The sequence below is a fragment of the Achromobacter sp. genome (assembly GCF_050285585.1).
GTDB lineage: Bacteria > Pseudomonadota > Gammaproteobacteria > Burkholderiales > Burkholderiaceae_B > Achromobacter.
Map to the genome: position 1 here is coordinate 1 of NZ_JBLZXF010000036.1, position 24594 is coordinate 24594.

Sequence of the window (24594 nt, forward strand, 5' to 3'; positions counted from 1 at the left end):
CGTAGCGTCACGCTGTAGTTGTCCGACTCGTAGAATCCCGCTTCTCGCACGGCCACCATGCTCCCTCCGAATAAGTCTTCTTGCACCGACATCTATCCGCCACAATGGTGTATGCCCTCGGTGTGCTGAACTTCTGATTTCTGCATTATTGTTTTGAATTGCTAACGCCGAGTCCGCGGCTCAGCAGTCGACGCAACGCGTGTGCCTCGCCGCACCGTGTACTAAAAGGCAGCGAAGTCGGCGCCGAAGGCCGACGCGAAGTTTGCTGCGCCAGTCAAGGCGTTGATCGACGAGTCTCCGTCGTTTAGATACCGGAGCGTCGCGCATGGGCCAAGCTGGCGGATCTGCCGGCTACTCCCCCCAGAGCTGCTGGCGTCGGCTGGCAACGGCCCGATGACGGCCGAAGCCATCAACGCCGACTCGCTGACCTTCAAAGAAGGCATTGATCGAGCATGCGCTCGGTGGCGAGATGAACCATCGCCTGGGCTATGCCGGCGGTGCCGCCAAGCAGCACAATGGCAAAGGCGCCAAGACAGTGCTTACCGGTCGCAGTCATGGGCGCGCCACTCTGGTAGAACAAGAAATCTAGGACGTTTTCCTCCCCCAAAAGGCTTTTCATCCCACAAAAAGCTCGAGACAGGTTGACGAAAAAAAGCCTCTTAGATCTGACCGCCTATGCCCCTATGGTTGAAAATTTTTGAGGGATGCGGATCAGCACGTTTTGGTATAGAATCGGTTTCGGCGTCGAAACCACAATCATACCCAATGACTCTCCCTGATTTTCTGTCAGTCAAAGATGCGGCCACGCGGCTAGGAATTTCTCAACAGCGCGTCCGCTCGCTCCTACGAGCCAATCAACTTGAGGGTCAACGGATCGGCAAGCAGTGGCTCGTATCCCCCGCTTCTCTTGAAAGATACAATTTTAATAAGACTGAAGCACCGATTGATCATGCAATACGGCGGTCGGGTCCACTCCCAAAGTTGAAAGCACTTTCTTTCTTTTCGGGTGCCATGGGTCTGGATCTCGGTTTAGAAAAGGCCGGTATTCATGTGCTTCTGGCCTGCGAACAGGATAAGCACTGCCGAAAAACGATCGAAACGAATCGTCCGGATCTGGCATTATTGGGGGACGTCTGGCAATACTCTGCGCAGGACATACGCAAGGCGGCACGACTGTCGGAGACAGATGAAATCGACGTTATTGTGGGAGGCCCCCCTTGCCAGGCCTTTTCCACAGCCGGCGCGCGTCGAGGATTCCAAGACATGCGCGGCAACGTTTTCCTGAAATTCATCGAACTAATACTAGAGCTTCGACCGAAATACGCGGTTATCGAAAATGTCCGCGGTCTACTTTCAGCTCCATTGGCACATCGTCCTCATGCAGAGCGCGGTGAACAGTGGGCCCCTGGTTATGAAGAAAAGGCTGGAGGGGCTCTTCTTCATATAATTCAGATGCTGCGAGCAGGTGGCTACGGCATATCCTTTAACCTATACAATGCAGCAAACTTTGGAGTACCCCAAGTTCGCGAGCGGGTAATTCTTATCTGCTCGCGGGACGGCACAAAACTTCCCCATTTGATGCCAACGCATAGCCAGGACGGGAGTTTTGGTCTTCCGAAATGGAGAACTTTCCGCGACGCTATGGAAGGCATGGACGCGCTTGGTTGCGACCATGTCAATTTCCCGGAGGATCGACTACGCTTCTACCGCATGCTGTCGCCTGGTCAGTACTGGAAACATTTGCCTTTGGAGCTTCAAAAAGAGGCTTTGGGTAAGAGCTTTTATTCAGGGGGAGGCAAAACTGGCTTTTTGCGCCGACTGCACTGGGACAAACCTTCGTGCACTCTTGTAACATCGCCCAATATGCCCGCAACCGACATCTGCCACCCTGTCGCTAATCGCCCGCTTTCAATCCAGGAATACAAGAGGCTTCAAATGTTCCCGGATGACTGGGCACTTGGGGGAAAACTTGTAGATCAATATCGTCAAGTTGGAAACGCAGTTCCAGTTGGACTGGGTGAAGCCGTGGGCCGCGCTATCTTAGCGCACATGGCTGGTAAAGACGTATCTCCTCCTATTGGCTTCTCGTATTCGCGTTACAAATGCACCGACGAAGTAAGTTGGGAAGTTGCAACCCGGAAGCTTCTAGGTATCACTTCCGAAAGAACAGAACCATTGCAACCATCTGCCTTGACGAAGCGACCGCGATCTAAAGCAAAGACCACAATAAGCTCCGAATCCTCGCAAAGAACACTCTTCGAGGAACCCGCATGACAGAGCACGCTTATTGTTCCTGCTCGTCTTTCTGTTATCGCTTAGCCAAGGTTCACTTCAATTTCCCAAGGTAGGCTTTCACAAATTCCTGAAATCCAGCTTCTGAAACTAACGGGCGTATTTCTTCTTCGGGAAAGGCATCCCAATTAAGGTCTCTTCTTCTGGAAAAAGTACGGAACCATTTCTCAATCGTGGTTCCAACCCGAATAGCGGAACTAGAGGAATTCTCAGAATTGTCCCGGTTTTTGACCTGCAGCGATCTCCAGCACTCGCTTGCATCTTGAGGAGGCTTAATGAAATCGACTGCCTTTACTATAGATCCGGAGCACCATATCCAGCCCCGAGGTTCCATAATTCCAGCCAAATAACGCTCCAAAAGCTCACCAACGAGGTTTTCAGCCCCCATTGACAACTGGTGCTCGCGTTTTACTCTATCAAGCTCATTTTCGGCAATATTGAAGTAGCTGCCAAGAATTACAGATACCATCTCATCCGGCACAGTGGCCGGCGGTGACGGCACACGAGGCGCTCTCGCCGCTACAAAACTGTCAGCCTGCAATTCGATATAAGCTTCAGATCCAGGCTCCACACCCCTTCGCCCCCGCATTGCTGACGCCGCCTCGGGGTTCATTGCCAGAAATCTGATCAAACTCGCGTACTTATCCGCCAATCTCGGTTCAATCCGATTCATCGCCCGTCGCGCTATGGCTTCCGCGTTTGATACGAACATCTTACTAGCTCCCGTGTTAACGGGTAGAAATGTAATTGATTGGGTTTTTTGTTACAAGCTTTTTAATCCGTATATTGCGCACGAGCTGCAATGAGATAGCCTGCTTGCGACAGGCTATCACCACACGTCAACTCACTCCCACTCGATCGTCGCAGGCGGCTTGCTCGACACGTCATACACCACCCGATTAATCCCCCGCACCTCATTAATAATCCGCGAGGAAATCCGAGCCAGCAACGGATGCGGCAGCGGCGCCCAATCCGCCGTCATGAAGTCAAACGTCTGCACAGCCCGCAGCGCCACGACATATTCGTAGGTGCGCCCATCCCCCATCACCCCCACCGACTTCACCGGCAGGAACACGGCGAACGCCTGCGAGGTCAGCTCGTACCAGGTCAGGCCGCTGGCCTCGTCCTTGGTGTTGCGCAGTTCCTCGATGAAGATCGCATCGGCGCGACGCAGCAGCTCGGCGTATTCATGCTTGACTTCGCCCAGGATGCGCACGCCCAGGCCCGGGCCCGGGAACGGATGGCGGTAGACCATCTGCGGCGGCAGGCCCAGGGCCACGCCGAGTTCGCGGACTTCGTCCTTGAACAGTTCGCGCAGGGGTTCCAGCAGCTTCAGGTTCAGCGTGTCCGGCAGGCCGCCGACGTTGTGGTGCGACTTGATCGAGGTGGCCTTGCCGGTCTTGGCGCCGGCCGATTCGATAACGTCGGGGTAGATGGTGCCCTGAGCCAGCCATTTGGCGCTTTTCTGCTTGCCAGCCTGTTCCTGGAACACTTCGACGAACTCGCGGCCGATGATCTTGCGCTTGGCTTCGGGGTCGGCCACGCCGGACAGCTTGCCCATGAACTGGGCGGTGGCGTCGACGTGGATGATCTTGACGCCCATGTTCTCGGCGAAGGTCTGCATGACCTGCTTGCCTTCGTCCAGGCGCAACAGGCCGTGGTCGACGAACACGCACGTCAATTGATCGCCGATGGCCTTGTGGATCAGGGCCGCGGCCACCGACGAGTCGACGCCGCCGGACAGGCCCAGGATGACTTCGTCTTCGCCAACCTGCTCGCGGATGCGGGCGACGGCTTCGGCGACGTAGTCGGGCATGTTCCAGTCGCCCTGGCATTCGCAGATCTCGTTGACGAAGCGGGCCAGCATGGCCTTGCCTTGCACGGTGTGCGTGACTTCGGGGTGGAACTGCACGGCGTAGAAGCGGCGTTCTTCGTCGGCCATGCCGGCGATGGGGCAGGACGGCGTGGAGGCCATCAGCTTGAAGCCCGGAGGCAGCTCGGTGACCTTGTCACCGTGGCTCATCCAGACCTTGAGCATGCCGTGGCCGTCGGCGGTGGTGAAGTCTTCCAGGCCTTCCAGCAGCTTGGTGTGGCCGTGGGCGCGGACTTCGGCGTAGCCGAATTCACGGTGGTCGGAGAAGCTGACCACGCCGCCCAGTTGTTGCGCCATGGACTGCATGCCATAACAGATGCCCAGCACGGGCACGCCCAGCTCGAACACGGCATGCGGCACGCGCATGGAGCCTTCTTCGTAGGCCGATGCGTGGCTGCCCGACAGGATGATGCCCTTCAGGCCCTGCGCCATCTGGTCGCGGATGAAGGCATCGTCGACGTCGCCCGGATGCACTTCGGAGTAGACGCCGGCTTCGCGGACGCGGCGGGCGATCAGTTGGGTGACTTGCGAACCGTAGTCGAGAATGAGGATGCGCTGGTGCATGGAGACTCTACCGGTAATGAATGAAACCGCAGTAAATAAAACCGCACCGGCAGACCCGCTGACTGATTTTGCGGTTCTGCCGGTGCGTGATGCATGACATTGTAGTTGACTGTACGGGGATCAGTCGGCGCGGTAGTTGGGCGCTTCCTTGGTGATCTGTACGTCGTGCACGTGGGATTCGCGGACCCCGGCGGAGGTGATTTCCACGAACTCGGCCTTGGTGCGCATGTCATCGATGGTGGCGGCGCCACAGTAGCCCATGGAGGCGCGGATGCCGCCGACCAGTTGGTAGATGATGGCCAGCACGCTGCCCTTGTAGGGGACGCGGCCTTCGATGCCTTCGGGGACCAGCTTGTCGGCGTTGTTGGCCGGATCCTGGAAGTAGCGGTCGGCGGAGCCGTCCGTCATGGCGCCCAGGCTGCCCATGCCGCGGTACGACTTGTACGAGCGGCCCTGGAACAGCACCACTTCGCCCGGCGCTTCTTCGGTGCCGGCGAACATGCCGCCCATCATGCAGGAGAACGCGCCGGCGGCCAGGGCCTTGGCGACGTCGCCCGAGTAGCGGATGCCGCCGTCGGCGATCAGCGGCACGCCCGTGCCTTCCAACGCCTTGGCCACTTCGGAGATCGCGTGGATCTGCGGCACGCCAACGCCAGCGACGATACGGGTGGTGCAGATCGAGCCGGGGCCGATACCGACCTTGACGCCGTCGGCGCCGTGTTCCACCAGCGCGCGCGCGGCGGCGGCGGTGGCGATGTTGCCGCCGATGACTTCGACCTTGGGGTAGTTCTGCTTGACCCAGCGCACGCCTTCCAGCACGCCCTTGGAGTGGCCGTGGGCGGTGTCGACGATCAGCACGTCGACGCCGGCGGCGACCAGCTTTTCGACACGCTCTTCGGTGTTGCCACCGACGCCGACCGCGGCGCCGACGCGCAACTGGCCCTGGGCGTCCTTGCTGGCCAGCGGGTGCTCGGTGTTCTTGACGATGTCCTTGACGGTGGCCAGGCCGCGCAGCTCGAAACCGTCGTTGACGATGAGCACGCGTTCCAGGCGATGCTTGTGCATCAGGGCCTGCGCTTCATCGAGCGTGGCGCCTTCCTTCATGGTGACCAGGCGTTCCTGCGGCGTCATGATGTTGCGCAGGGGCTGGTCCAGGTTCTCTTCGAAGCGCAGGTCGCGGTTGGTGACGATGCCGACCAGCTTGCGCCCTTCCACCACCGGCAGGCCCGAGATGCCATGCTGGCGCTGCAACGCAATGGCGTCGCGCACTTTCATCTGGGGGGTGACGGTGACCGGATCGATCACGATGCCGAATTCGTGGCGCTTGACGCGAGCCACTTCACGCGCTTGGGCGTCGGCGGAGAGATTCTTGTGGATGATCCCGATGCCGCCTTCTTGCGCCATGGCGATGGCCAGACGCGATTCGGTGACGGTGTCCATGGCGGCGGACACGAGCGGGATATTCAGGCTGATGTTGCGAGTCAGGCGCGTGGCCAGGGAGGTGTCGCGCGGCAACACCTCGGAATACGCAGGCACCAACAACACATCGTCGAAGGTGAGCGCTTTTTGAACGAGACGCATGGGTAACTCCGGGCGCAAAGCAAGATTATACGCCGCCGGCCTGTTTTGACTAGGTGTTGACCCTAGGTCGCGGCGGAATTTTTGCGACTTTTTTCAATCGGCGTCTTAGGCTTGCACGATTTTTACCCGGATTATATTGACAAGCGCTTTTCGGGCGTGCACAATGGTCTCGTCATATTTATCCGGATAAATAAACTCCCCTTCCCCACCATGACCCAGACTCCTCTTTTCCATACCGCGTTCGAAGGCCACCGCCTGCTGGCGCACGGCGTGCTCGCCGATGTGGCGCTGGCCGTCAAGCAGGCCCAGGCCGGGCACGGCGGCGACGCGGTCCTGGTGTTTGACGACCAGACCGGCAAGCAGGTCGACCTGGATCTGCGCGGCGGCGACGCTGACATCCGCAAACGCTACGCAGCCGCGTCGACGGCCGCGGCACCGGTGAGCGGCGACGCCGATGCCGCTACCGAGGCGGCTGCACCCGCGCCGCGCGGCCGCGGCCGGCCCAAGCTGGGCGTGGTGCCGCGCGAGGTGACGCTGCTGCCGCGCCACTGGGACTGGCTGGCGGCGCAGCCGGGCGGCGCGTCGGTGGCGCTGCGCAAGCTGGTGGAACAGGCGCGCCGCGACAACGAAGCGCGCGACCAGCGGCACCAGCGGCAGGAAGCGGCCTATCACTTCATGGCGAGCCTGGGCGGCAACCTGCCGGGCTTCGAAGAAGCCACGCGGGCGCTGTACGCCGATGACCGCGCGGGTTTTGCGCGCCAGGTCGCCGCATGGCCGGCGGACGTGCGCGATTACGCGCTGGCGCTGGCATGGCCCGAAGACGCGCGGTAAGCTGCACGCCTTGGATGCGGATACCCCGCCCCGCAACTTCCTGCTGTACGACGGCGATTGCCCCTTCTGCTCGAACTACGTGCGGATGGTGCAGTCGCGCAAGGCCGTCGGCCCGGTCGAGTTGCTCGACATGCGCCAGCACCCCGACCTGGTGGCGCATTTGCGCGACCGCGGCTATGACCTGAACGAGGGCATGCTGCTGCGGCTGGACGGACACATCTACTGGGGCGCCGATTGCGTCAACCGCCTGGCGCTGATCAGCTCCGACAATGATCTGTTCAACCAGGTCAACGCCACCATCTTCCGCCGCCCCTGCCTGTCGGCGGCGCTGTATCCCTTCATGCGGCGCGGGCGCGCGCTGACGCTGGCGCTGATGGGCAAAAAGAAGATGCCGGCCTGAGCTTCGGACGCCTGACGCCAACGGTGAACGCCGTCGCGTCGCGCTGAAGGGCGGCGCCAGCCTGGGCCGACTCCCCCCTCTATTGCCCCCTGCTCAAGCCGTGGGGGGCAGAACCTCAGCCACCTGCCGCAGGAACGCGCCCAGCGCCGGGTTGTCGTGCTGCCCGTGCCAGGCCAGGTACATGTCCGCGTACAGGTCGCGCTGTCCCAGCGAGCGGAACTCCACCCCCGCCAGGCGCAGTTCGCGCGCCGAATCGGGCACGATGCCCACGCCCAGACCCGCCCGCACCAGCGCCAGCAGCGTATGCGTCTGGCTGGCGCGCTGCACGTAGTCGGGCTGCACGTCCGCCAGCCCGAAGGCGCCGACGATGCGGTCATAGAAGTACTTGCCCTCGCGCGGCGAATACAACACGAAGGGCTGCCCCTGCAACAGCCGCAGCGGTACCACCTCGTGCTCGCACAGCGCCGAGCCGGCGGGCAGCGCCAGCACCAGCGGCTCGCGTTCGATCAGGCGGGCTTCGATGCCGGCCTGTTGCGGCACGCTGCGCGCCAGGATGGCGTCCAGCTCGCGCGCCAGCAGCAGGCGCGACAGATCGGTGGTGACGGTTTCGCGCAGTTGGATCTCGACCCCGGGCAGGCGCTTGCGCGCCCGCATGATGAGCGACGGCATCAGCCGGTACGAAGCCACCGCCGTGAAACCCAGCGTGATATGACCGGCGTCGCCGCCGGCGGTGCGGCGCGCGCTGGCCATGGCGCGGGCCGAGTACTCCAGCAGGTGGCGCGCATCGCGCAGGAAGCGGCGGCCGGCGGCGCTCAGTTCGACCTGGCGGCTGCTGCGTTCGAACAGGGTCACGCCCAGATCCTGCTCCAGCAACTGGATCTGGCGCGACAGCGGCGGCTGGGTCATGCACAGGCGCTGGGCGGCGCGCCCAAAGTGCAGTTCCTCGGCGACCGCGATGAAACACTCGAGCTGGCGGAATTCCATCGATCCAATCCTTGAATTGATCAATGCTATTTATAGCTCGAATAGTCATCCATCTGCCGTCGTTCCTATACTCGGCCGCAATGTCCGGGCCTGATTGGCCGGCCCGCAAAGGAGTGCCATCGCAGCATCGATTTTCCGCGGCTCGCGCCGCTCACTACAAAGAGAAGACTCATGGAGACAAGCAATTCCACACGCCCGCGCCGCCGCTTGCTGGCCGCGGCCCTGGCCCTGGCCGCCTGGGGCGCCCTGCCCGCCGCGGCGCAGGCCGCGCCGTTCCCGGAGCGCCCGATCAATCTGATCGTGCCGTTCTCGCCGGGCGGCGGCACCGACATTTCGGCGCGGCTGCTGGCGGCGGCGCTGGGCGACAAGCTGGCGGCGTCGGTGGTGGTGGACAACCGCCCCGGGGCCGGCGGGCAGATCGCCGCCGATCTGGTGGCGCGCGCCAACCCGGATGGTTACACCCTGCTGTTCGCCAATTCGGGCATGCTGGCGATCAATCCGTGGATCTACAAGCTGCATTCCGATCCGGCCACCGCGTTCGCGCCGGTGTCGTTGTTCTCCGACCTGCCGTTCGTGCTGGTGGTGCCCACCACCCTGCCCGCCAAGAACGTCAAGGATCTGGTGACGCTGGCGCGGGCGCAACCCGGCAGGCACACTTTCGCCAGTTCCGGCACCGGCGGCGCGCCACACCTGTCGGGCGAGATTTTCCAGCAGGCCACCGGCACCGACCTGATGCACGTGCCTTACAAGGGCGGCGGCCCGGCCATGACCGACCTGATGGCGGGCCGCGTGGACATGCTGTTCGCCTCGGTGCTGGAGACCATTCCGTACGTCAATTCCGGCAAGCTGCGCGCGCTGGCGGTGACGGGCGCGACGCGCTCGCCCGCTCTGCCCGACGTGCCGACCATTGACGAGGCGGGCGTCAAGAACGCGCAGACCGGCTCGTGGACCGCGGTACTGGCGCCCGCCGGCACGCCGCCGGCGGTGATCGACAAGCTATCGGCCGCGATCCGCGAGGTGGCCAATGATCCGGCGATGAAGGCCAAGCTCGAATCGCAGGGCGCGGTGGCGCACGGCTCGACGCCGCAGGAATTGCAGGCGCTGGCCGCCAGCGAGCGCGCGCGTTACGGGGAGATCATCAAGACGCGACATATCCAGGTGCAATGACCGGGCAAGGGACGGGATGCGGCGCGCACCCCTCCCTCTTCCGCGCCCCTCCCTGCGCGCCTCTGCGCGCCCTTTGCCCGCGCTTTCCCACAGGACGGGCACGGCCCGCATTTGCGGCCGTCCCGCCTCCGACCTTTTCCTTGCGACCCGCGCCGCGGGCCGCCGCAACAACCGTGACAGCCACCATGACCTCGACTTCCTCCACGCCCATCGCCGACCTGCTGATGGTCGGCCCCCTGCTGCCCGAACTGACCGCCGAACTGGAATCGCGCTACCGCGTGCACCGCTGGTGGCAAAGCCCCGACCAGGCGGCGTTGCTGCGCGAACACGGCGCGGCGATCCGCGGCATCGCCACCAGTGGCCGCTTTGGCGCTTCGCGCGAGCTGATCAACGCCCTGCCGGCGCTGGAAGGCGTGTTCAGTTTTGGCGTGGGTTACGACACCATCGACGTGGCGGCGGCGCAGGCGCGCGGCGCGCGCGTCACCAACACGCCAGGCGTGCTCGATGCCTGCGTGGCCGACACCGCGCTGGCGCTGATGCTGGCCGCGTCGCGCCGCATCGCCGAGGCCGACCGCTTCGTGCGCGCCGGCCGCTGGCCGCGGGAAGGCTTCGGGCTGGCCACGCGCATGAGCGGCAAGCGCTGCGGCATCGTCGGGCTGGGCAATATCGGCATGCAGATCGCGCGCCGCGCCGAGGCGTTCGACATGCCGATCCTGTACACCAACCGCAAGCCGCGCGCGGACGCGCCGGCGCATTACCGCTATTGCCCCAGCATCACGGCGCTGGCGGCCGAGTGCGACTTCCTGGTGCTGGCGGTGCCGGGCGGCGGCGCCACGCGCCACCTGGTGGATGCGGCGGTGCTGGAGGCGCTGGGGCCGCAAGGCTGGCTGATCAACATCGCGCGCGGCACGGTGGTGGACGAAGCCGCGCTGGTGGCGGCGCTACAGGCCGGAGGCATCGCCGGCGCCGGCCTGGATGTGTTCGAACACGAACCGGCCACGCCGGCGGCGCTGAACGCCATGGACAACGTAGTGATGCTGCCGCACATTGCCAGCGGCACGCATGAAACGCGCCGGGCGATGGCGGACCTGATGCTGGCCAACCTGGACGGCTGGTTCCGCGAAGGCAAGACGGTCACCCCGGTAGGCTGAGGCGGGGGTTCTCGGGCAACGCGGCGACCTCGCTTGCCCGGCGGTCTGCGCATGTCCACGCCATGGACACTCCGGGTTGCAAACTATCGCATATCTGATAAATTTCTCATCGCACTGGCTCGTGCCGGCGAGCTGTTGTGCTTGTTGTTGTAACTTTTTCCGGCCTTCGGGCCGGATTTTTTTTTGCCTGGACGCGCCGCAAGGCCTGCCCGCGCGTCACGCCGGCGAAGGGGCGCCGCCCCCGTCCGCCTGCACCTGCGTGCGCAGACTGGCGATGAAGGCCTTGGCGGCTTCCGGCAGAACCCGTCCGGCCAGGGTCTGCACCTCGAAGTGGCGCTCGTTCATTTCGCGGTCGCGCAGCGGCACGGCCACCACCTGCCCGCCGCGCAGGCGATAACGGATCGCCAGTTCACCGCAGAACGTCACGCCGCCGCCCGCTCCCGCGAACGCCACCAGCGCATCGATGCTGCGGCTGGCGAACACCGGCTCGCACTGCAACTGCTGACGGCTGCAACTGATATCGATCAACTGCCGCAGCGTGGAATCGGCGTCCGGCAACGCCACCGGATAGGCCATCAGTTGCGCCAGCGACACCTCGGTCTGGCCCGCCAGCGGATGATCGGCAGCCACCACCGCGCGCACCGGCGCCGGCATGCGCAGTTCCACCCGCACGTCGCGGTGCGAAGTCAGGCTGAGCGTGACGCCGACGTCGGCCGCGCCGTCGCGCACCCGGGCCGGCACCTCGCGCTGCGAACACACGTCGAGCGTAAAACGGATGCCGGCGTACTGCTGGCGGAATTGCGCGATGGCGGCCGGCAGGAAGTCATGCGCGAAGCCCTCGGTGCAGACCACTCGCACCAGCCCCTGGCGCAGGCCGCGCAGGCCCAAGATCTCGCCGGCCACGCGATCCACCTCCTGGCGCGCGCGCTTGGCGTGGGCGGCCAGCAGTTCGCCGGCGGCATTGAGCGCCATGCCGCGCGAGCGGCGCTCGAACAGCAAAGTGCCCAGCTCGCGTTCGAGCCGGGCGATCTGGCGGCTGACTGCCGAAGGCGCCACGTCCAGCCGCTCGGCCGCGACGCTGACGGAGCCGCAACGGGCCACTTCCAGGAAGTAGCGCACGGCCATTTCCTGCAGGATGTGCGGGTTCATCGGGTTTGCCCTTGGTTTGCGTAAAACGCAATGAACAATTCTAGCAATTGATATTGCCGCAACACGCGCGCCCCGCCTAGGATGTGACCGTTCGATGACGTTACCTATTGGCAAGCGCAGTCATGATCCCGTCCCAGGCTCCCGTTTCCTCCCCTTTCTTGCAGGCGTTGCGCGCGGCGCGCCCGGTGCTGTGGACCCGTCCCGACGGCGCGGCGAACGGCGCGGCGTTCAGCCTGGCCGATGTGCAGGCCGCGCATGACCGCTTCGCGCGCTTTGCGCCGCTGCTGGCGCAGTTGTTCCCCGAATTGCGGGACTCGGCCGGCGTGATCGAATCGCCGTTGCGCGCAGCCGCCGCCATGCAACAGACGCTGGGCCTGCCGACGAGCGCGGGCCGCTTGTGGATCAAGGCCGACCACGCGCTGCCGGTGGCCGGTTCGATCAAGGCGCGCGGCGGCATCCACGAAGTGCTGGAATTCACCGAAAAGCTGGCGTTGGCGCAAGGCCTGATCGTCCCCGGCGACGATTACCGCAAGCTCGGCACGGCCGCCGCGCGCGCCTGTTTCGCGCAATACCAGGTGGCCGTGGGCTCGACCGGCAACCTGGGCCTGTCGATCGGCGTAATCGCCTCGGCGCTGGGTTTTCGCGCCGCCGTCCACATGTCGGCCGACGCCAAGGAATGGAAGAAGGCGCGCCTGCGCGCGCGCGGTGTCGAGGTGGTGGAACACCCCGGCGATTATGAAAAAGCGGTGGCCGCCGGCCGCCGCCAGGTCCAGGCCGATACGCATGGCTACTTCGTCGACGACGAGCGCTCGGCCTCGCTGTTCCTGGGCTACGCGGCGGCGGCGCTGCGGCTGCGCGAGCAGATCGCGCAGGCCGGCATCGTGGTCGATGCCGCCCATCCGCTGTTCGTCTACCTGCCCTGCGGCGTGGGCGGCGCGCCGGGCGGCATCGCTTTCGGCCTGTCGCTGCTGTACGGCCCGCACGCGCACTGCTTCTTTGCCGAGCCGGTGCAGTCGCCCTGCTTTCTGCTGCGCATGATGGCCGGGCATGGCCAGCTGCCCGGCGTGCCGGTGCCGCCGTCGGTCTACGACATCGGCCTGAGCAACCAGACCGAGGCCGACGGCCTGGCGGTGCCGCGCGCTTCCGACCTGGCGTATGCCGCCGTCGGCCACTCGCTGGCCGGCGTCTATACGGTGACCGACGACACGCTATACGGCGACCTGGCGCGGCTGCACGACAGCGAGGGCCTGCGCATCGAGCCGTCGGCGGCGGCCGGGTTTTCCGGACCGCGCCAACTGCTGGGCAGCCTGGCCGGACAGCAGTGGCTGCGCCAGCGCGGCCTGCTGCCGCATCTGGCGCGCGCCACGCACCTGGCCTGGACCACGGGCGGACGGTATGTGCCGGCCGAAGAGTACGAACACTTCCTGAGCCGCGGGCAACGACTCGCGGCCGCCCCCCAGGCGCCAACCGACGCGCCGCCCCTCCACCACTCTTGTCGAGCATGACCATGAAGACTGCCTTGATTGCCCTCGGTGTCACCCTGGCCGGCGCCTTCGCCGCGCCCGCCCCGGCCAGCGCCCAGGCCGCCTATCCGACCCGCCCCATCACCCTGGTGGTGCCTTTTCCGCCAGGCGGCGCCACCGATGTGCTTGGCCGCGTCATCGCGCAAAAGCTCGGCCAGGAACTGGGCCAGACCGTGGTGGTGGAAAACCGCGCGGGCGCCGGCACCGCGATCGGCGCCGGCTATGTCGCCAAGGCCGCGCCCGATGGCTACACGCTGCTGGTCAGCTCCGGCACCACCTTCACGGTCAACCCGGCGATCCAGGCCAAGCTGCCGTATGACCCGGTCAAGAGCTTCGAGCCGCTCGGCATCGTCGGCCGCACCGGCCTGGCGCTGCTGGCCAACCCGCAGGTGCCGGTCAAGAACCTGAAGGAACTGGTGGCCTACGTCAAGGCGCGCGACAAGGAACCGCCGGCGTACGGCTCGTTCGGCGCCGGCACTACCGCGCATTTCGTCGGCGAGGCTTTCCTGGCGGCGGCAGGCATCAAGATGATCCACGTGCCGTACAAGGGCAGCGCCCCGGCCATGACCGACCTGATCGGCGGCCAGATCCCGTTTTCGGTCGACACCGTGGCCGCCGCGCTGCCGCAGAGCAAGCAGGGCAAGGTGCGGGTGCTGGCCGTGTCGGCCCCGGCCCGCTCGGCGTTCCTGCCCGATGTGCCGACCTTCGCCGAACAGGGCTATCCGTCGGTGGCGATGGACACCTGGCTGATGTTCACCGCCCCGCGCGGCCTGCCGGCGGATGTCAAGACCAAACTCGAAGCGGCCTTGCGCGCCACGGTGGAATCGCCCGATGTGCGCAAGAGCCTGGAAGCGCAGGGCTTCGAGGCGGCCTTCTCCAGCGCCGCCGAGGGCGCAGCGCTGATCCAGAAGGAATTGCCGCAGATGCGCGACGTGGCGCAGCGCGCCAACATCAAGATCGATTGAAGGAAACCCTCATGACCCTGGACGACTCCCTCGTCTCGTTATCCGCGGTGGAACTGCGGCGCCTGATCGGCGCGCGCCAGTTGTCGCCGGTGGAACTGCTGGAGGCGTGCATCGCGCGCATCGAGGCGGTCAACCCCTACATCAATGCCGTCACCGCCACCGCCTTCGAGCGCGCCCGCATCGAGGCGCGCGCCGCCGAACAGGCGGTGATGGCGGGCGACGCGCTCGGCCTGCTGCATGGCCTGCCGCTGGGCGTCAAGGACCTGGAACCCACCGCCGGGCTGCTCACCACCTTTGGTTCGCCGATCTATCGCGACCACGTGCCGGCCGAGGACGTGACGCTGGTGGCGCGCCTGCGCCGCGCCGGCGCCATCGTGGCGGCCAAGACCAACGTGCCGGAAATGGGCGCGGGCGCCAACTCGCGCAACACGGTGTGGGGCGCCACCGGCAACCCGTTCAACCCGAATCTGAACGCGGGCGGATCGTCGGGCGGCTCGGCCGCCGCGCTGGCCAGCGACCTGTTTCCGCTGTGCACCGGCTCGGACACCGGCGGTTCGCTGCGCATCCCGGCCGCCAAGTGCGGCGTGGTCGGCTTCCGGCCCTCGCCCGGCGTGGTGCCGAGCGTGCGCAAGCCGCTGGGGTGGACGCCGATCTCGGTGGTCGGCCCGATGGGCCGCACCGTGGCCGACGCCTGCCTGCAGATGGCCGCCAGCGCCGGCCCCGACGCTGGCGATCCGCTCAGCTATCCGCTCGACCCGCTGCAGTTCCTGGCGCCGGGCAGCGCCGACCTGGGCCGCCTGCGCGTGGCCTATACCGAAGACTTCGGGCTGTGCGACGTGGACGACGGCATCCGCGCCACCTTCCGCGCCAAGATCGCCGCCATGCGCCATCTGTTCGCGGCCTGCGATCCCATCGAGATCGACTTCGGCGAGGCCCACCGCTGTTTCGACGTGCTGCGCGCCGAAGCCTTCGTGGCCGGCATGCGCGACGCCTACGAGAAAGACCCGGCCAGCCTCGGCCCCAACCCCCGCGCCAATTTCGAGATGGGCGCGGCCATGAGCCTGAAGGACTGCGCCTGGGCCCAGGCCGAGCAGACCCGGCTGATCAAGCGCTTCCAGCGCGCCTTCGACGACTACGACCTGATCCTGTCGCCGACCACGCCCGTCTCGCCATTCCCGTGGACGCAGTTGTATGCCGAGACCATCAACGGCAAGCGCCAGGAGAACTATTACCGCTGGCTGGCGCTGACGTATGTGATCACACTGACCACGCATCCGGCGCTGACGCTGCCTTGCGGGCGGGATCACCAGGGGATGCCCTTCGGCCTGCAGATCGTGGGACGGTTTCGCGGGGATCGAGAAGTGCTGGCGGCGGCGCTGGGGATGGAAGCGGCATTCGCCGGCACTGAGGAACTGCGGCGGCCGCGGCCGGACCTGGCGGCGCTGAAGCCGGCGGAGCCGGCGTTGACATCGATTGTGACGGCGCCGCCGGGCGGCGCGCAGGGCAACACGCACGCCGACGTGTCGGCGGTGTAGCCGCGACGGCCTCGCACCGACAAAGGCATCCTCCTGCATGGCAAGGTCAAGATCGTCAGAACCTTTCCCGATATCAAGGTCAAAGCGGTCGATGCCTTCGCCGATATCCGGGAGGAGAGCGTCAGCGCCTTCGCCGACCGTTGCGGCGCATGGAAGATCGTCGACGCCTTTCCCGAATTCACGGTCGTTGTTGGCCAGGGTCCAGGCGCGGCCCGCCAAGCGCGAGATCGCTCGCCCCCAACCATTTCTCCCACGGTGCTGACGCGGCTTTGCGAGCGGCCGGATCAGCTTTGTCAATCCAGCCGAATCATCGGACAGGACAATACCTGCCTTTCCGGCAAGGGTGAGTTATGCCAGCCCGCCACGTCCCGATTCAGGAATCCTTCCATGGACTGATAGCCGCTCACTTCCCAACTATCGCCGCCATGGTGTTCCGCCTCGATGATTGGATAGCGGCACCGTTCGCCAGGAGCCTTCAAAACGAAAACGAACCGCTCGCGCCCGTCCTGCAGACTGCGTTCGTATATCTCATATTCGCCCGGCGCGCAGAGACTATAGCTCGACTTCCATTCGATGGTATCGGCGCGTATGGAGAGTTTTCCGGAGCACGCTCTCCCGGTTCCCTGGAAATCTCCTGTTAACACAGAAGCATCGGCGAATGCCAAGCCAGGCAGACTGCCGATGATGGTCGCCAGCAGCCAGCCCCTTAGCGCGCGCATACAACACCTTTGCCAGTCCGCATCACAACCAGCGCGTAATCCAGCTTTTTCGCATAATCTTTGTCGCCAACGTTGTAGTAGGTGGCGATATTCGATGTTGTGATTGGCTTCCACCCGGTTATGACTTTCCTCACAGATCCCTTTTGATATTTCAACACCTGACCTATCCGGAGCACGCGCGCAGAAGGATTCAGCCTCTGCATTATTTCCACAGTACTACCCTTGGCGGCGGCGATCCTGGACATGCTATCTCCACTCTGCACCGCCACTTCATAGATTGCGGCGTCAGGGTCGAGAACGGTCTGGTTCGAATAGTTCGCCAAGCGCATCAGCAAGTAACCCACTCCCGCGCGGATATTGTGAGAGGGGACAGTGACGGCCGAACCCAATGTGAGCCGAGACTTCCATGGCGCGGGAATTATCAGCTCACCGCCTTCATTGCCCGTCAGCAAAGCGCGCAGGCCTGGATCTCCGGGGTTGCCAATCTGCATCATATTAGTCCCCCATTTTCTACTCTCCGCACCGGTCTCCACCCACGCGATGGCTTTGATGAGATGCCAGTCCAATTGCCGATAGTTGGCCGTTCCGGACAGATGACGGTTGTACTCACTTACCGCCGTCTGGATTTCGCAGTCCCACGCGTTCCAGCCAGGATCGCTCGCAGCCAGATTTATGGTGTCCTGCCATTTTTCAAAGCCTGTCTTCTTCGGTGTAGTCACAGCCATGTTCGCCTGTTCTGGACAATTGATCCGCTGCCTAGCATTGCGGGCATGCCGTTGCCATGTCTCTAGCAACCGGTCGCTTGCCAATTTGACGGAAACTGCTGCCTGAGTCGATCAGCCGTGTCTGATCAAGGCGCGCCGGCGCCGGCATCCGGACATGGCGTGATAGGCGAAGGCGAGGCTGGCGTTCGAAGCCAGTCCTGCTTCCAGAACATCAATCGGAGCCCCGCTGTCGCGGCCACGACATGGCTGCCCGAGAAATCCGTATCGGCGTCGAGCTGGCCGTGGACGGCGTAACACCTGCCCCAACCATGATTGGCGCCCTCCCCCCGGCTCCCTGCGCCGGTGCGGCCGGCGTCCGCGGGATCGTTAGAGACGATTGCCGAAGCGCTGGCGCAAAACGGGAAGCCGGTTCAGATAAAGCAATGTATTGGCATAGGCTTCATAGACCGCGCGCGCGTGCCTTGCGGGCAGCTCGCTGTCGGCAGCCGTCGCGCCCGCGACAGGCGCCCTGCCCGGCATCCGCACGGCCCCGGCTCTCGACCCGGCGGCATAGGGAAATCCCTGCAAGTCATTGAAATAACTCACAGTAATGAAAGGACATAAGGAAATCCCGATTAGGGAATTTGCTTATGCCCTTTAATTATTTGCCGAGCGCATACTCGATACGCAAGAATTCGTCCTTGGCATAAAGCAAGACAGATGGAACTTCGTCAACTCGAGGCCTTCGCGGCCGTCATGTCCACCGGCAGCGTCACCGCGGCCGGGCGCTTGCTTGGCCGCTCGCAACCGGCCATCAGCCGCCTGCTGCAAGAGCTGGAAGCCGAGATCGGCTACGCCCTGTTCGCCCGCAGCGGGCCGCGCGTGACGCCGACCGAGCAAGGCTTCCTGCTGTATGACGATGTCGAGCGCGCCCTGTCCAGCCTGCGCCAGATCCGCGAGCGCGCCGAGGAAATCGCCCGTGGCCAGGCGCAGCCGCTGCTGCTGGCGGCGACCTCGGCCCTGGCCGCCGGGCTGGTGCCGGCGGCGCTCAAGCGCATCGAGGCGCAGGCCGGCAATACCCGCGTCCAACTGCGCAGCGCCTCGCCCGAACGCGTGGTGCACGCCGTGCTGAGCGGCGCGGCGCAACTGGGCGCGACCAGCCTGCCGCTGGAGCATCGCGGCCTGACCGTGCACTGGATCGGCCAGGCGCCCTGTGTGGTGGCGCTGCCCGAAAACGATCCGGCCGCGCGCCATGAAGTGGTGCCGGTGGCCGAGCTGGCCGGGCGCCGCGTCATCACCATGGCCAACCCCTACCGCCTGCGGCGGCGTCTGGATGCGGCGCTGGGCCAGGCGGCCGGCGCCATCGAAACCAACTCGTCCGTCAACGCCCTGGCCGCCGTGCGCGCGGGCCTGGGCGTGTCGGTGCTGGAACCCATTACCGCCTACGGCGCGCCGATGGCCGGCGTGGCGATCCGCCCGATCAACCTGGACATTCCCTTTTTCTTCGGGGTCATTACCTCGCAGTCACAGCCCCTGACGCCGGCCTGCCAAGCGATGGCCGACGCCTTGGCGCAAGCCGCCGCGCAGTTACTGCCCGGCTTCGTGCTGCACGAGGCCTGCCAGCATGGCGCGCTGTTGCAGTCGATCTACGGCGATGACACCCCTCTTACGGATCCCTCCGCATGAATCAATCCCTTGCCCCGGCCCCGCAGGGCCTGGCCGCGCTGGAAGCGCGCCTGCGCCAGGACTTGTCCTGGCTCGAAATCCCCGCCAAGCCCTGGGTGCCGCCGCGCCAGGCGGACGGCCAACCGGTGCTGGACGTGGCCATCATCGGCGGCGGCATGGCCGGCCTGGCCGCGGCGGCCTCGCTGACGCACCTGGGCATTGCCGCGCCGATCTTCGATCAGTCGCCCGAAGGCTATGAAGGGCCGTGGGCCACCACCGCGCGCATGGAGACCCTGCGCTCGCCCAAGCAGTTGACCGGCCCGGCGCTGGGCCTGCCGGCGCTGACCTTCCGCGCCTGGTTCGAGGCGCAGTTCGGCGGCGAAGCCTGGGACGCGCTGGACAAGATCCCGCGCCTGCAGTGGATGGACTACCTGCGCTGGTACCGCCGCGTGCTGAACCTGGACGTGCGCAACCAGCACCGCGTGCTGGCCGTGCTGCCGCGCGCCGATCAACTGGTGCAACTGGACATCGAATCGCCCGCAGGCCGCCAGACCGTGCTGGCGCGCCGCGTGGTGCTGGCCACCGGCCGCGACGGCCTGGGCGGCGCCTACGTGCCGGACTTCGCGCGCAAGCTGCCGCGCGACCGCTGGGCCCATTCGTCGGACGTGCTGGACTACGCCACCCTGGCCGGCAAGCGCGTTGGCGTGGTGGGCGCGGGCGCGTCGGCCATGGACAGCGCCGCCACCGCCCTGGAGGCGGGCGCGGCCAGCGTCGACCTGCTGATCCGCCGCAACGACATCCCGCGCATCAACAAGGGCAAGGGCGCCGGTAATCCCGGCCTGACCCATGGCCACCTGAATCTGCCCGACGAATGGAAGTGGAAGATCCGCCACTACATCAACGCCGCCCAGGTGCCGCCGCCGCGCGGCAGCACGCTGCGCGTGTCGCGCCACCCGAACGCCCGCTTCAACCTGGGCTGCGGCGTGCAGGACCTGGCGCTGGTCAATGACGAAATCCGCGTCACCACGCCCAAGGGCGTGTTCACGCTGGATTTCCTGATTTTCTCGACGGGTTTCCGCATCGACTGGACGGTGCGTCCGGAATTCGCCGCGCTGGCGCCGCACGTGCGCGCCTGGGGCGACCGTTACACCCCCGCCCCTGGCGAGGAAGACCAGGAGCTGCACGACTCGCCCGACCTGGGCGCGGCCTTCGAACTACAGGAAAAGACCCCGGGCACCTGTCCCGGCCTGGACCGGGTGCACTGCTTCTCGTACCCGGCCGCGCTGACCCACGGCACCGTGTCGGGCGACATTCCCGCCATCAGCGAAGGCGCCAAGCGCCTGGCGCAGGGCATCGCCGGCCTGTTCTACCGCGAGGACGTGGCCACGCATTACGCCAACATGGAAGCGTTCTCCGAACCTGAAGTGTTCGGTGACGAATGGACGCCGGCCCCGGCGCCCGACGCGGCCCGGCAGGCGGAGACCGCGCAATGACCGCTTGGCTGCTCCGCCGCGTGGCGCAGGCCGCGGTGGTCGTGTTCCTGATGACGCTGATCGTGTTCGTCGGGCTGCACGCCATCGGCAATCCGGTAGACATTTTGATCGGCCAGGACGTCGACCAGGTCGACCGCGCCCGCATCATCGCCGAACTGGGGCTGGACAAGCCCCTGTGGCAACAGTACCTGGGCTTTCTGAACGGGGCGCTGCACGGCAACCTGGGCAACAGCTTCGTCTACAACATCCCCGCCGTGGAACTGGTAATCCAGCGCCTGCCGGCCACGCTGGAACTGGCCGTCTCCGCGCTGCTGCTGGCGGTGATCGTCGGCCTGCCGCTGGGCCTGTTGGCCGGGCTGTATCCGGACAGCCGCTTTGCCAAGCTGGTGATGGCGGGCAGCATCGTCGGCTTTTCGCTGCCGACCTTCTGGGTCGCGCTGATGCTGATCATGACCTTCAGCGTGTCGCTGGGCTGGCTGCCGGCCAGCGGCCGCGGCCAGACGGTGGAATTCCTGGGCTTGCAGTGGTCGTGGCTGACGGCCGACGGCTGGCGCCACCTGATCCTGCCGGCACTGAACCTGTCGCTGTTCAAGATCTCGCTGGTGATCCGCCTGACCCGCGCCGGCGTGCGCGACGTGATGCCGCTGGACTTCGTCAAGTTCGCCCGCGCCAAGGGCCTGTCGCCGTTCCGGGTGGTCTGTGTGCACGTGCTGCGCAACACCATGATCCCGCTGGTGACGGTGCTGGGCCTGGAGCTGGGCTCGACCATCGCCTTTGCCGTCATCACCGAAAGCATCTTCGCCTGGCCCGGCGCCGGCAAGCTGATCCTGGACAGCCTGAACGCGCTGGACCGCCCGGTGATCGTGGCCTACCTGATCGTGGTGGTGTGCCTGTTCGTGACGCTCAACCTGATCGTCGACATCCTGTACAAAGTGCTGGACCCGCGGGTGCGGCTGGAGGCCGCGGCATGAGCGCTCCGAACACTCCCCAGGCTGATGCCATGCAACCCGTCACGCCCGCCGCGCCCGCGCTGAAACGCGAATCGCCCTGGCGCCGCAACCTGCTGGAATTCCTGTCGTCCAAGACGGCGGTGTTCGGGCTGGTGATCGCCACCCTGCTGATCCTGGCCGCCATCCTGGCGCCGTGGATCTCGCCGCAGAACCCGTATGACCTGCTGCAGATCGACGTGCTGGACGCGCGCCTGGCGCCGGGCACGATGAACGGCCTGAACACCTTCCACTACTGGCTCGGCACCGACGGCCAGGGCCGCGACCTGCTGTCGGGCATCCTGTACGGCCTGCGCATCAGCCTGATGGTGGGCGTGGGCTCGGCGCTGATCGCCGGCATCATCGGCACGCTGCTGGGCCTGTTGGCCGCCTACGCCGGCGGCAAGGTCGACGCCTTCATCATGCGCCTCGTGGACCTGATCCTGTCGTTCCCGTCGATCCTGGTCGCGATGATGATCCTGGCCTATCTGGGCAAGGGCGTGGGCAACGTGGTGCTGACGCTGGTGATCCTGGAATGGGCCTACTACGCCCGCACCGCGCGCGGCCAGGCCCTGGTCGAGCGCCGCCGCGAGTACGTCGAGGCGGCGCGCTGCCTGGACATCCCCAACTGGCGGATCATGCTCAAGCACATCCTGCCCAACTGCCTGCCGCCGCTGATCGTCATCGGCACCCTGCAGATCGCGCGCGCCATCACGCTCGAAGCCACGCTGAGCTTCCTGGGCCTGGGCGTGCCCGTGACCGAGCCGTCGCTGGGGCTGCTGATCTCCAACGGCTTCCAATACATGCTGTCCGGCGAATACTGGATCAGTTTCTACCCCGGCATCGCGCTGCTGATCACCATCGTCGCCATCAACCTGGTGGGCGACCGCCTGCGCGACGTGCTGAACCCGAGGACCCACAAATGAGCGCCGCCCGCCCCGTCGCGGCGCCGGCCGCCGCCAACGTGCCGACCCTGGAAGTGCGCAACCTGCGCACCCACTTCTTCACCCGCGCCGGCACCCTGCCCGCCGTGGACGACGTGTCCTTCACGCTCGAACGCGGCAAGATCCTGGGCCTGGTCGGCGAGTCCGGCTCGGGCAAATCCGTCACCGGCTTTTCCATCATGGGCCTGGTGGACGCCCCCGGCCGCGTGGTCGGCGGCCAGGTGCTGTTCCAGGGCCGCGACCTGACCCAGTTGGCGCCGCGCGAGCTGCGCAAGCTGCAGGGCAACCGCATCGCCATGATCTTCCAGGATCCGATGATGACGTTGAACCCGGTGCTGCGGGTCGACGTGCAGATGATCGAAACGGTGCGCGCCCACAACAACATGAGCAAGGCGCAGGCGCGCGAGCTGGCCCGCGATACGCTGGGCATGATGGGCATTCCCAGCCCGGAAGAACGGCTGCTGGCGTATCCGCACCAGTTGTCCGGCGGCATGCGCCAGCGCGTGGCGATCGCCATCGCCATGCTGCACCGGCCCGACCTCATCATCGCCGACGAGCCGACCACGGCGCTGGACGTCACCATCCAGGCGCAGATCCTGTCCGAAGTGCAGAAGCTGGCGCAGCAACACGGCACCAGCCTCATCTGGATCACCCACGACCTGTCGGTGGTGGCGGGCCTGGCCGATGACGTGGCGGTGATGTACGCCGGCCGCATCGTCGAACACGGCAAGGTCGACGACGTGCTCGACCGTCCGCAGCATCCCTACACGGTGGGCCTGATCGACAGCCTGCCCAGCAACAACCAGCGCGGCCAACGCCTGCGCCAGATTCCCGGCATGACACCCAACCTGCTCACCCTGCCCGCCGGCTGTGCCTTCGCGGCGCGCTGCGCGCGCGCCACGGCGCAATGCGGCCAGCAGCCCGCCATCACCGACGTGCTGCCCGGCCATCAGGTGCGCTGCTTTCATCCGTCGCGGCAATTGCGCGAGGTGGCGGCATGAGCCAGACGACGATTCCGGACACCCGCGACGGCGCCAACGCCACCCCGCTCATCGATCTGCGCCAGGTCAGCAAGCGCTTCGGCGAACGCCCCGTCGGCGCCGCCGGCCGCGCCTTGCAGCGCCTGGGCCTGTCCAAGCCGCCCGCCATCACCCGCGCCGTCGATCATGTGGACCTGCTGGTGCGCCCCGGCGAAGTGGTCGGCCTGGTCGGCGAGTCCGGCTGCGGCAAGTCCACGCTGGGCCGCATCGCGGCCGGCCTGCTGACGCCGTCCGGCGGCGAGGTGCTGATCAACGGCCAGCGCCCGGCCGACATGACGCCGGCCCAGGCCCACGCCGCGCGCCTGAAGGTGCAGATGATCTTCCAGGACCCGTACGCCAGCCTGAACCCGCGCCTGCGCGTGGACGAGATCGTGGGCGAAGCGGCGCGCATCCACGGCCTGATCGGCAACGGCGATTTCGATGACTACGTCAGCGCCCAGTTGCAACGCGCCGGCCTCGACCCGGCCCTGCGCCAGCGCTATCCGCACCAGTTCAGCGGCGGCCAGCGCCAGCGCATCGGCATCGCCCGCGCCCTGGCGGTGCAGCCGTCGATGCTGGTGTGCGACGAAGCGGTGGCCGCGCTGGACGTGTCGATCCAGGCGCAGATCCTGAATCTGTTCATGGACCTGCGCGAACAGCTCAACCTGACGTACCTGTTCATCAGCCACGACCTGGGCGTGGTCGAGCACCTGTCGGACCGCGTGGTCATCATGTACCTGGGCCGCGTGGTCGAGACCGCGCCGGTCGAGGAAGTGTTCCGCCGCCCCAACCATCCCTACACCCAAGCGCTGCTGGCCGAGATCCCCAACCTGAAATCGCGCCACAAGACCTTCACCGCCATCAAGGGAGAGATTCCCAGCCCGCTCAACCCGCCCGGCGGCTGCCACTTCCACCCGCGCTGTCCGCATGCGATGGCGCGCTGCAAAACCGAGGTTCCCACTTTGAAGGGAATCGCCATCAACCACCTGAGCGCCTGTCACCTGAACGACATGGCCTGAAGAAGTTCCCCCTCACCAAGGACCCCGAAC

General features: G+C 65.7%; 21 protein-coding genes and 1 pseudogene. 15 read left to right on the forward strand and 7 right to left on the reverse strand.

What is annotated here, in order from left to right; genetic code table 11:
* Positions 1-308: 308 nt before the first annotated feature.
* Both ACN6PJ_RS26850 and ACN6PJ_RS26855 read left to right on the forward strand, forming a co-directional pair.
* Positions 309-544 (forward strand): annotated as a pseudogene (locus tag ACN6PJ_RS26850) (IS256 family transposase); the annotation flags it as partial.
* 221 nt (positions 545-765) lie between these two features.
* Complete coding sequence (locus ACN6PJ_RS26855; RefSeq protein ID WP_427998819.1) at positions 766-2274, forward strand: DNA cytosine methyltransferase; 1509 nt, start codon at positions 766-768, stop codon at positions 2272-2274.
* Between the two features lie 52 nt (positions 2275-2326).
* Here ACN6PJ_RS26855 and ACN6PJ_RS26860 read toward each other — a convergent pair whose 3' ends face one another.
* The 3 genes from ACN6PJ_RS26860 to guaB form a co-directional block, all read right to left on the reverse strand.
* Complete coding sequence (locus ACN6PJ_RS26860) at positions 2327-3004, reverse strand: SinI family restriction endonuclease (RefSeq protein ID WP_427998820.1); 678 nt, start codon at positions 3002-3004, stop codon at positions 2327-2329.
* A 132-nt stretch (positions 3005-3136) separates the two neighbouring features.
* Complete coding sequence (guaA, locus tag ACN6PJ_RS26865) at positions 3137-4729, reverse strand: glutamine-hydrolyzing GMP synthase (RefSeq protein WP_427998821.1); 1593 nt, start codon at positions 4727-4729, stop codon at positions 3137-3139.
* Between the two features lie 120 nt (positions 4730-4849).
* A complete protein-coding gene (gene guaB, locus ACN6PJ_RS26870; protein ID WP_427998822.1) occupies positions 4850-6310 on the reverse strand; it encodes an IMP dehydrogenase in 1461 nt (486 codons plus the stop codon).
* A 210-nt stretch (positions 6311-6520) separates the two neighbouring features.
* On the opposite strand from guaB, the gene ACN6PJ_RS26875 reads away from it, so the two are divergent.
* A complete protein-coding gene (locus tag ACN6PJ_RS26875; protein ID WP_427998823.1) occupies positions 6521-7141 on the forward strand; it encodes a DUF2239 family protein in 621 nt (206 codons plus the stop codon).
* A 10-nt stretch (positions 7142-7151) separates the two neighbouring features.
* Positions 7152-7541 (forward strand): DCC1-like thiol-disulfide oxidoreductase family protein, encoded by a 390-nt coding sequence (locus ACN6PJ_RS26880; RefSeq protein ID WP_427998824.1) that lies wholly within the window; start codon positions 7152-7154, stop codon positions 7539-7541.
* A gap of 93 nt (positions 7542-7634) precedes the next feature.
* Here the strand turns inward: ACN6PJ_RS26880 and ACN6PJ_RS26885 are convergent, their stop codons facing one another.
* Entirely contained in the window at positions 7635-8525 is an 891-nt protein-coding gene (locus tag ACN6PJ_RS26885) for a LysR family transcriptional regulator (RefSeq protein WP_427998825.1), read from the reverse strand.
* A 171-nt stretch (positions 8526-8696) separates the two neighbouring features.
* On the opposite strand from ACN6PJ_RS26885, the gene ACN6PJ_RS26890 reads away from it, so the two are divergent.
* Together ACN6PJ_RS26890 and ACN6PJ_RS26895 are read left to right on the forward strand one after the other, a co-directional pair.
* The gene (locus tag ACN6PJ_RS26890) at positions 8697-9692 is read left to right on the forward strand and encodes a Bug family tripartite tricarboxylate transporter substrate binding protein (protein WP_427998826.1); all 996 of its coding nucleotides are present in this window, start codon (positions 8697-8699) and stop codon (positions 9690-9692) included.
* A 185-nt stretch (positions 9693-9877) separates the two neighbouring features.
* Positions 9878-10843 (forward strand): 2-hydroxyacid dehydrogenase, encoded by a 966-nt coding sequence (locus ACN6PJ_RS26895; protein WP_427998827.1) that lies wholly within the window; start codon positions 9878-9880, stop codon positions 10841-10843.
* Positions 10844-11059: 216 nt separating this feature from the next.
* Here the strand turns inward: ACN6PJ_RS26895 and ACN6PJ_RS26900 are convergent, their stop codons facing one another.
* Positions 11060-11992, reverse strand: a complete 933-nt coding sequence (locus tag ACN6PJ_RS26900) for a LysR family transcriptional regulator (protein ID WP_427998828.1) — start codon at positions 11990-11992, stop codon at positions 11060-11062.
* A gap of 122 nt (positions 11993-12114) precedes the next feature.
* Between ACN6PJ_RS26900 and ACN6PJ_RS26905 the strand changes: the two genes are divergently transcribed.
* Genes ACN6PJ_RS26905 through ACN6PJ_RS26915 form a run of 3 tightly spaced genes read left to right on the forward strand, consistent with a single transcriptional unit; the run spans position 12115 to position 16015 of the window.
* Positions 12115-13497 (forward strand): D-serine ammonia-lyase, encoded by a 1383-nt coding sequence (locus ACN6PJ_RS26905; RefSeq protein ID WP_427998829.1) that lies wholly within the window; start codon positions 12115-12117, stop codon positions 13495-13497.
* On the forward strand, positions 13494-14480 hold the full coding sequence (locus ACN6PJ_RS26910; protein WP_427998830.1) for a Bug family tripartite tricarboxylate transporter substrate binding protein: 987 nt from the start codon (positions 13494-13496) through the stop codon (positions 14478-14480). The genes ACN6PJ_RS26905 and ACN6PJ_RS26910 overlap by 4 nt, the downstream gene beginning before the upstream one ends.
* 11 nt (positions 14481-14491) lie before the next feature.
* The gene (locus tag ACN6PJ_RS26915) at positions 14492-16015 is read left to right on the forward strand and encodes an amidase (RefSeq protein ID WP_427998831.1); all 1524 of its coding nucleotides are present in this window, start codon (positions 14492-14494) and stop codon (positions 16013-16015) included.
* A 293-nt stretch (positions 16016-16308) separates the two neighbouring features.
* Here the strand turns inward: ACN6PJ_RS26915 and ACN6PJ_RS26920 are convergent, their stop codons facing one another.
* Both ACN6PJ_RS26920 and ACN6PJ_RS26925 read right to left on the reverse strand, forming a co-directional pair.
* Positions 16309-16734: a hypothetical protein gene (locus tag ACN6PJ_RS26920; protein ID WP_427998832.1), complete on the reverse strand. Its 426-nt coding sequence runs from the start codon at positions 16732-16734 to the stop codon at positions 16309-16311.
* Positions 16722-17459, reverse strand: a complete 738-nt coding sequence (locus ACN6PJ_RS26925; RefSeq protein WP_427998833.1) for a LysM peptidoglycan-binding domain-containing protein — start codon at positions 17457-17459, stop codon at positions 16722-16724. The genes ACN6PJ_RS26920 and ACN6PJ_RS26925 overlap by 13 nt, the downstream gene beginning before the upstream one ends.
* 699 nt (positions 17460-18158) lie before the next feature.
* Here ACN6PJ_RS26925 and ACN6PJ_RS26930 point away from each other — a divergent pair.
* From ACN6PJ_RS26930 to ACN6PJ_RS26955, 6 genes are read left to right on the forward strand one after another with little or no spacing between them, the layout of a single operon-like run.
* Positions 18159-19124, forward strand: coding sequence for a LysR family transcriptional regulator (locus ACN6PJ_RS26930; RefSeq protein WP_427998834.1), 966 nt, complete (start codon positions 18159-18161; stop codon positions 19122-19124).
* Positions 19121-20596 carry an NAD(P)-binding domain-containing protein gene (locus tag ACN6PJ_RS26935; protein ID WP_427998835.1) on the forward strand — a complete coding sequence of 492 codons (1476 nt, stop codon included), beginning with the start codon at positions 19121-19123 and terminating at the stop codon, positions 20594-20596. Before ACN6PJ_RS26930 ends, ACN6PJ_RS26935 begins: the two co-directional genes overlap by 4 nt.
* The gene (locus ACN6PJ_RS26940; RefSeq protein WP_427998836.1) at positions 20593-21567 is read left to right on the forward strand and encodes an ABC transporter permease; all 975 of its coding nucleotides are present in this window, start codon (positions 20593-20595) and stop codon (positions 21565-21567) included. The genes ACN6PJ_RS26935 and ACN6PJ_RS26940 overlap by 4 nt, the downstream gene beginning before the upstream one ends.
* Positions 21564-22508 (forward strand): ABC transporter permease, encoded by a 945-nt coding sequence (locus tag ACN6PJ_RS26945; protein ID WP_427998837.1) that lies wholly within the window; start codon positions 21564-21566, stop codon positions 22506-22508. The genes ACN6PJ_RS26940 and ACN6PJ_RS26945 overlap by 4 nt, the downstream gene beginning before the upstream one ends.
* Positions 22505-23527, forward strand: coding sequence for an ABC transporter ATP-binding protein (locus tag ACN6PJ_RS26950; protein WP_427998838.1), 1023 nt, complete (start codon positions 22505-22507; stop codon positions 23525-23527). The genes ACN6PJ_RS26945 and ACN6PJ_RS26950 overlap by 4 nt, the downstream gene beginning before the upstream one ends.
* Entirely contained in the window at positions 23524-24564 is a 1041-nt protein-coding gene (locus ACN6PJ_RS26955) for an ABC transporter ATP-binding protein (protein WP_427998839.1), read from the forward strand. The genes ACN6PJ_RS26950 and ACN6PJ_RS26955 overlap by 4 nt, the downstream gene beginning before the upstream one ends.
* Positions 24565-24594 lie beyond the last annotated feature (30 nt).

Coding starts and splice junctions, on each gene's coding strand:
- ACN6PJ_RS26905 (WP_427998829.1), top strand. CDS start 12,115: ATGATCCCGTCCCAGGCTCCCGTTTCCTCCCCTTTCTTGCAGGCGTTG.
- ACN6PJ_RS26860 (WP_427998820.1), bottom strand. CDS start 3,004: ATGTTCGTATCAAACGCGGAAGCCATAGCGCGACGGGCGATGAATCGG.
- ACN6PJ_RS26895 (WP_427998827.1), top strand. CDS start 9,878: ATGACCTCGACTTCCTCCACGCCCATCGCCGACCTGCTGATGGTCGGC.
- ACN6PJ_RS26915 (WP_427998831.1), top strand. CDS start 14,492: ATGACCCTGGACGACTCCCTCGTCTCGTTATCCGCGGTGGAACTGCGG.
- ACN6PJ_RS26900 (WP_427998828.1), bottom strand. CDS start 11,992: ATGAACCCGCACATCCTGCAGGAAATGGCCGTGCGCTACTTCCTGGAA.
- ACN6PJ_RS26930 (WP_427998834.1), top strand. CDS start 18,159: ATGGAACTTCGTCAACTCGAGGCCTTCGCGGCCGTCATGTCCACCGGC.
- ACN6PJ_RS26885 (WP_427998825.1), bottom strand. CDS start 8,525: ATGGAATTCCGCCAGCTCGAGTGTTTCATCGCGGTCGCCGAGGAACTG.
- guaA (WP_427998821.1), bottom strand. CDS start 4,729: ATGCACCAGCGCATCCTCATTCTCGACTACGGTTCGCAAGTCACCCAA.
- ACN6PJ_RS26890 (WP_427998826.1), top strand. CDS start 8,697: ATGGAGACAAGCAATTCCACACGCCCGCGCCGCCGCTTGCTGGCCGCG.
- ACN6PJ_RS26920 (WP_427998832.1), bottom strand. CDS start 16,734: ATGCGCGCGCTAAGGGGCTGGCTGCTGGCGACCATCATCGGCAGTCTG.
- ACN6PJ_RS26925 (WP_427998833.1), bottom strand. CDS start 17,459: ATGGCTGTGACTACACCGAAGAAGACAGGCTTTGAAAAATGGCAGGAC.
- ACN6PJ_RS26945 (WP_427998837.1), top strand. CDS start 21,564: ATGAGCGCTCCGAACACTCCCCAGGCTGATGCCATGCAACCCGTCACG.
- ACN6PJ_RS26875 (WP_427998823.1), top strand. CDS start 6,521: ATGACCCAGACTCCTCTTTTCCATACCGCGTTCGAAGGCCACCGCCTG.
- ACN6PJ_RS26950 (WP_427998838.1), top strand. CDS start 22,505: ATGAGCGCCGCCCGCCCCGTCGCGGCGCCGGCCGCCGCCAACGTGCCG.
- guaB (WP_427998822.1), bottom strand. CDS start 6,310: ATGCGTCTCGTTCAAAAAGCGCTCACCTTCGACGATGTGTTGTTGGTG.
- ACN6PJ_RS26910 (WP_427998830.1), top strand. CDS start 13,494: ATGACCATGAAGACTGCCTTGATTGCCCTCGGTGTCACCCTGGCCGGC.
- ACN6PJ_RS26855 (WP_427998819.1), top strand. CDS start 766: ATGACTCTCCCTGATTTTCTGTCAGTCAAAGATGCGGCCACGCGGCTA.
- ACN6PJ_RS26955 (WP_427998839.1), top strand. CDS start 23,524: ATGAGCCAGACGACGATTCCGGACACCCGCGACGGCGCCAACGCCACC.
- ACN6PJ_RS26935 (WP_427998835.1), top strand. CDS start 19,121: ATGAATCAATCCCTTGCCCCGGCCCCGCAGGGCCTGGCCGCGCTGGAA.
- ACN6PJ_RS26940 (WP_427998836.1), top strand. CDS start 20,593: ATGACCGCTTGGCTGCTCCGCCGCGTGGCGCAGGCCGCGGTGGTCGTG.